At 28.4% G+C, this 4,684-nt stretch carries 8 protein-coding genes; 3 read left to right on the top strand and 5 right to left on the bottom strand.

Features of this window, described 5'->3' with window-relative positions; all coding sequences use genetic code 11:
- The 4 genes from SPD90_RS15345 to SPD90_RS11060 all read right to left on the bottom strand — a co-directional run.
- A partial coding sequence (locus SPD90_RS15345) for an IS1/IS1595 family N-terminal zinc-binding domain-containing protein (protein WP_442909071.1) occupies positions 1 to 107 on the bottom strand: 107 nt, incomplete at its 3' end.
- A 33-nt stretch (positions 108 to 140) separates the two neighbouring features.
- On the bottom strand, positions 141 to 272 hold the full coding sequence (locus SPD90_RS11070; protein WP_320925266.1) for a hypothetical protein: 132 nt from the start codon (positions 270 to 272) through the stop codon (positions 141 to 143).
- A gap of 232 nt (positions 273 to 504) precedes the next feature.
- Positions 505 to 1,680, bottom strand: a complete 1,176-nt coding sequence (locus tag SPD90_RS11065) for a hypothetical protein (protein WP_320925265.1) — start codon at positions 1,678 to 1,680, stop codon at positions 505 to 507.
- 51 nt (positions 1,681 to 1,731) lie between these two features.
- Positions 1,732 to 2,097: a hypothetical protein gene (locus tag SPD90_RS11060; protein WP_320925264.1), complete on the bottom strand. Its 366-nt coding sequence runs from the start codon at positions 2,095 to 2,097 to the stop codon at positions 1,732 to 1,734.
- Between the two features lie 222 nt (positions 2,098 to 2,319).
- Between SPD90_RS11060 and SPD90_RS11055 the strand changes: the two genes are divergently transcribed.
- Positions 2,320 to 2,772, top strand: coding sequence for a hypothetical protein (locus SPD90_RS11055; protein WP_320624623.1), 453 nt, complete (start codon positions 2,320 to 2,322; stop codon positions 2,770 to 2,772).
- Between the two features lie 54 nt (positions 2,773 to 2,826).
- On the opposite strand, the gene SPD90_RS11050 is transcribed toward SPD90_RS11055, so the two are convergent.
- Positions 2,827 to 3,084 (bottom strand): TIGR03905 family TSCPD domain-containing protein, encoded by a 258-nt coding sequence (locus tag SPD90_RS11050; RefSeq protein WP_320624622.1) that lies wholly within the window; start codon positions 3,082 to 3,084, stop codon positions 2,827 to 2,829.
- Positions 3,085 to 3,248: 164 nt separating this feature from the next.
- On the opposite strand from SPD90_RS11050, the gene SPD90_RS11045 reads away from it, so the two are divergent.
- Positions 3,249 to 3,668 carry a hypothetical protein gene (locus tag SPD90_RS11045; protein WP_320925263.1) on the top strand — a complete coding sequence of 140 codons (420 nt, stop codon included), beginning with the start codon at positions 3,249 to 3,251 and terminating at the stop codon, positions 3,666 to 3,668.
- Between the two features lie 132 nt (positions 3,669 to 3,800).
- Positions 3,801 to 4,553 (top strand): peptidylprolyl isomerase, encoded by a 753-nt coding sequence (locus SPD90_RS11040; RefSeq protein ID WP_320925262.1) that lies wholly within the window; start codon positions 3,801 to 3,803, stop codon positions 4,551 to 4,553.
- The last annotated feature ends 131 nt before the right edge of the window (positions 4,554 to 4,684 follow it).

Below are 4,684 nucleotides of genomic sequence, written 5' to 3'. Positions count from 1 at the left end.
TTTTTGCAAATATATCTTTGACGGCCATATGTTTTTCCATTTTTATTTACCTCTGTATGTCCACATTTGGGGCATTTAAGACCCTTTTTAAATCTACCTTCTAAAATCTTGTTTTTTCCATCTGTTTCATCATAAAAACCTCAATTATATAAATTTTTTAATTTTTCTTGAGCTAACGCTATAAAAGAACTCATTTCCTCTATATCTAAATTATCTACCATTGATCTAATTCTTTTAGAATTAAACATGTTTGAATGTTCTTGTCGAAACATAATGCACCTCTTTCTATTTTAGGTAACTTATAATAGAAATTCCTAATCTTGTAAATTCTTGGTTATATTATGTCCCAACAAAATTTATTTCATACATATTCTCACAAAATCCTTTAACATATTTACAATAGTTCTCGTTCGAGTATATAGCAATAAAACCCAAAATATTTAATTGCAAATAAAAAAGCAATTTACTAATTTGTACTAAAACTCATTAGTAAATTGCTTTTTTCTATTCCATATTAAATCTATGTACTCTAAACTTGCTGCCGTCTAGATGCAAACCTTCGATTTCTCTATTTTTAGTGACTACAAAATATCTATTGTATAAATCGTCTCTGACTTCATCCTCTAGAGCTTCTATTAAAAATACTTCGTCTACATAAAGTGGAACTCTACCTAAAAATGCCACAAAATGTATCAAGTCGTGGTCACAATATCCCTTGATTAAAATATCATCTAAAACCTCTCTGACCCTGTATTTATCGTGTATATTTACTTCATCTAGCGGTTTATTTACATTTATAAAAGCGCCATTCTCCAAAGGCTTCACTTCAAATACTTCGTCCTCTAGTTGGCTTTTATCTATCTCCTCGAATAAATCCCTTGGTACATAATTTATCCCTTCTATGCCACTCAAAAATCCATATCTGTGGTGATTTACTTGTGGCTCTTCGCCATCGTGCTCAATAAGTTCCATCTCAAATAAATTAAAATAATCCGTATTTAAGGTTTTATCAGATATAAATACATTTGCGCATAAAGATTTTAAAAGCTCGCCCGCCTTTTTTACAAAGTCCTTTAAATAATTTGTAAAGTACTCAAAATCGTATCCCAATATACACCCACTTATATTAAAGCTCAAAGATCCAAAATACCCGAAATCATCGTCTACTTCTTGATCCTTTTCTATATAATCACAGCTGAAGCTAAGACCTATATCCTGAGGTGCTGGCTCTCCTAAATAATCTACATTCTCAATATCTATATTTCTCAATATGTAATCCTTTATACTCTCTATATCTTCTAGATTGAAATCCAGCTTCAGGTCCTCCATAACCCACTTGTCCATGAACATCCTGCTTGAAATAAGATTTCTATAATCAAATCTGCTTGAAATCTTATCGCTCTTTAGTATTCCATCGTACAGCAAGCTAATTCTTCTACTTGCATTATCAGATATATTTGTAAATTTCTTGTGAAGGGCTTTCGCCGTGATCTCTTCCTCATCGAATTCCATATCAAATACAAAATCCTCTTCAAATTTTTCCACAAAGTTTAATTCTATCAGCTTCAAAAATCCCAATATATCGTCCAACTTTTCATTTTTAAAATTTAAATAAAGACATAAATTTCTACAATCTATCTTTTGGCTTTCAGAAAACACACCTGACTTTTTATATTCCATATTGTTATCCCCTTTTTATATTATATAAAGTTTTTCCATAATTCAATAAATCTATTTATCGTAATTTCTAGCATACTTTTCAAATGCTTCTATATAATTTTTATTATTTCTTCTCTTAACTGCGTACTGGTGAAGCTCTATAGTTATTTTGCCGTCGTCATCTCTTACAAAATGATATAAAATTCTAAGCTGAGTATTATCAGCATATCTAAATTTATAAGTGTAGAAATTATTCTCAAACACATCGTACTTTATAGCCTCGTTATTAAATATCTTCTCAAATGGCTGTCCATTTTCCTCAAACTGTATTATAATTTCACACAATTTATGTAAAGCCTTGTATATAGCTTCCTTTGTCTTCTCGTTTTCTTTATTGAATTTTTTATTATTTATACTTATACAAATTTTGTCGCTCATAAAATATACCACCTATAATCTTATCATATCTATTTTATATTATTTAAATTCAAAACAATATATTTATTTTAACACATTTATTTTCTTTTTACTTGTTTTATGATAAAATAATTAATATGTTTTATTTTGCCTTTAAAATTTAGCTTTCGCGTCTAAATTTTTAATATAAAAATGGGTAAAATAAATTAAAACTAAATATCTATTAAAATTAGGAGGATTAACATGGGTTTAAAAGACAAATTTGCCGAATCATATGCTAGATCAAAAACTATGAGCGGACCAGAGAAAAAAGCAAATGAAATTATGGGTAAATTATTAATGAAAAAAGCAATTATACCTATAGTGGCTATGATTATTTTAATAATAGCTGGAGCTATGTTACATATTAACGGATGGATCATTCTTGCAATAAATTTAGCTATATGTGTTGGTACTTTCTTCTATATTAGAAGTCAAGCTAAAGAATTCCAAAACTTTACACCTTATGTAGGTAATCTAATAAGCCTAGAACAAAAAGGTAAAAAAGAATATGTTGCAATATTAAAACAAGGTAAAAAGCCTATAAAATTAAAAATAACTTATGGTGCAGAGGATTTACAACATATCAAGAAAAATCAACTAATCCAAATAAGCTACAACCCAAAATATCAAATTGCAATATTAGTTACTAGATAGTATCTCAGGGGATGTCGCAAGTAAATTGCGATCATCCCTTTTTAATTTTTATTATTAGTTTTTATACACAAATTCTCTATATATTTTAAGTGCATTGGCTAGCTGGTCTGGACAAGAGCTGCCTTTAGATCTGCAAGGGATTTGCTCTAATGTATCTATTATATAATCTATATTTTTACCTTTTACTAAATTTTTAATAGCTATCAAGGCCCCCTCACATCCGCCTTCAAAAACTACATCTAATAATATATCATCCTCGATATCCATCAAAATCGATTTTGCACATACCCCTTTTGTATAATATCTATACATCCTCATTCCCTCCTATACCTTTATTAATTTCCTATACGATATAAATTTATGATAAAATACTTTTGTTGATGTTATGATTTCATTATATTTTTTAAATAAAATGCGTATACATAAGTATGTATTTGTTAATAATGCATAGATAACATACAGATTAGGAGAAGCTTATGAAATGGAAATACGATATACTTGAATTTTACTTCAGGTTTTTGACAGTTTTATTTTGGGGTATTTTATTGTTTAACTGGATTTTTATACCAAACAACACTATAAACCGCTATATATTCAGTATTTACTCGCTTTTTTCTCTAGTGTATTTGCTTTTAATTATTGCAGATAATATAAAATTCGTTCACAAAGATTACATAGATTTTTTGTATAAATTTATATCTATTACGACCTTTATTATATCTGAATTTTATTTTTTACTATTTTCTAATAATATCAAATTGCTTTTAGTAAAATCTCTTATAAATTCACTGTACTTTTATATATCGTGCAAAAAAGTATTTACCTCTAAGGACGAAGACGGTGTGGTAGGTATTATAGCTTCAATATTAATATTTATATTCGCTACATGCTATTAAAATCTTATATACTATTTAAGGAAAATATTAGACATATTAATATTTTTTTGTTATCATGTATAATGAAGTTAATTTAACCAGCAAATGAAATTAAATTAATTAAATAAAATAGGAAAAAGGAGTAAACAACTTATGGAAAAGAAAATATTAGCTAAAGTTGGAGATAAAGAAATCTCTAATCTTGACATTGATAGTGCTATACAAGGTTTAGATCCTTATCAAGCACAACAATTCCAAACTGAAGAAGGAAGAAAATACGTATTAGAAGACTTAATAAACCAAGAGCTTTTATACATGTATGCTAAAGACAACAAAATAGACCAAGACGAAGCTTTCAGAAAAGAAATGGCAGAAATAGAAAAAAATGTATTAAAACAATACATAATAAACCAAATATTAACTAGCGTACAAGTAACTGACGACGAAAAGAGAACTTTCTTCGAAGCTAACAAAGCTAACTTCTCTAACCCACCATCTGCTAATGCTAAACATATATTAGTAGATACTGAAGAAAAAGCTAACGAAATATTAGCTCAAATAAAATCTGGAGAAGTAACTTTCGAAGATGCTGCTAGAGCTCATTCTACTTGCCCATCTAAAGATCAAGGTGGAGATTTAGGTACTTTCGGTAAAGGACAAATGGTTCCAGAATTTGAAGCAGCTACTTTCGCTATGAACGTTGGAGATATAAGTGAACCTGTTAAAACTCAATTTGGTTACCATCTAATCAAATTAGAAGCTAAAAACGAAGAAAGCATACCAACATTCGAAGAAGTAGCAGACAAAGTAGAAAAAACTTTAATGTTCCAAAAACAAGGTGAAGTTTACCAAGCTAAATTAAACGAAGTTAAAGCTAAATTCGGAGATTTAATATCTTATATGTAATATAAAATATAAAAATGCAAATAAAAAAGCTTGTCTAGATTCAGGACAAGCTTTTCTTTTTGCATATATCTAACAGACTAACATTTTATAATTTACATATATATGTTGTTACTGCTTCTATTTAGTTTTAA

This window comes from Intestinibacter sp. (assembly GCF_034113885.1).
Taxonomy (GTDB): Bacteria; Bacillota; Clostridia; order Peptostreptococcales; family Peptostreptococcaceae; genus Intestinibacter.
Note: the sequence above shows the minus strand (reverse complement) of the source record. Positions and strands in the feature narration are given on the sequence as shown.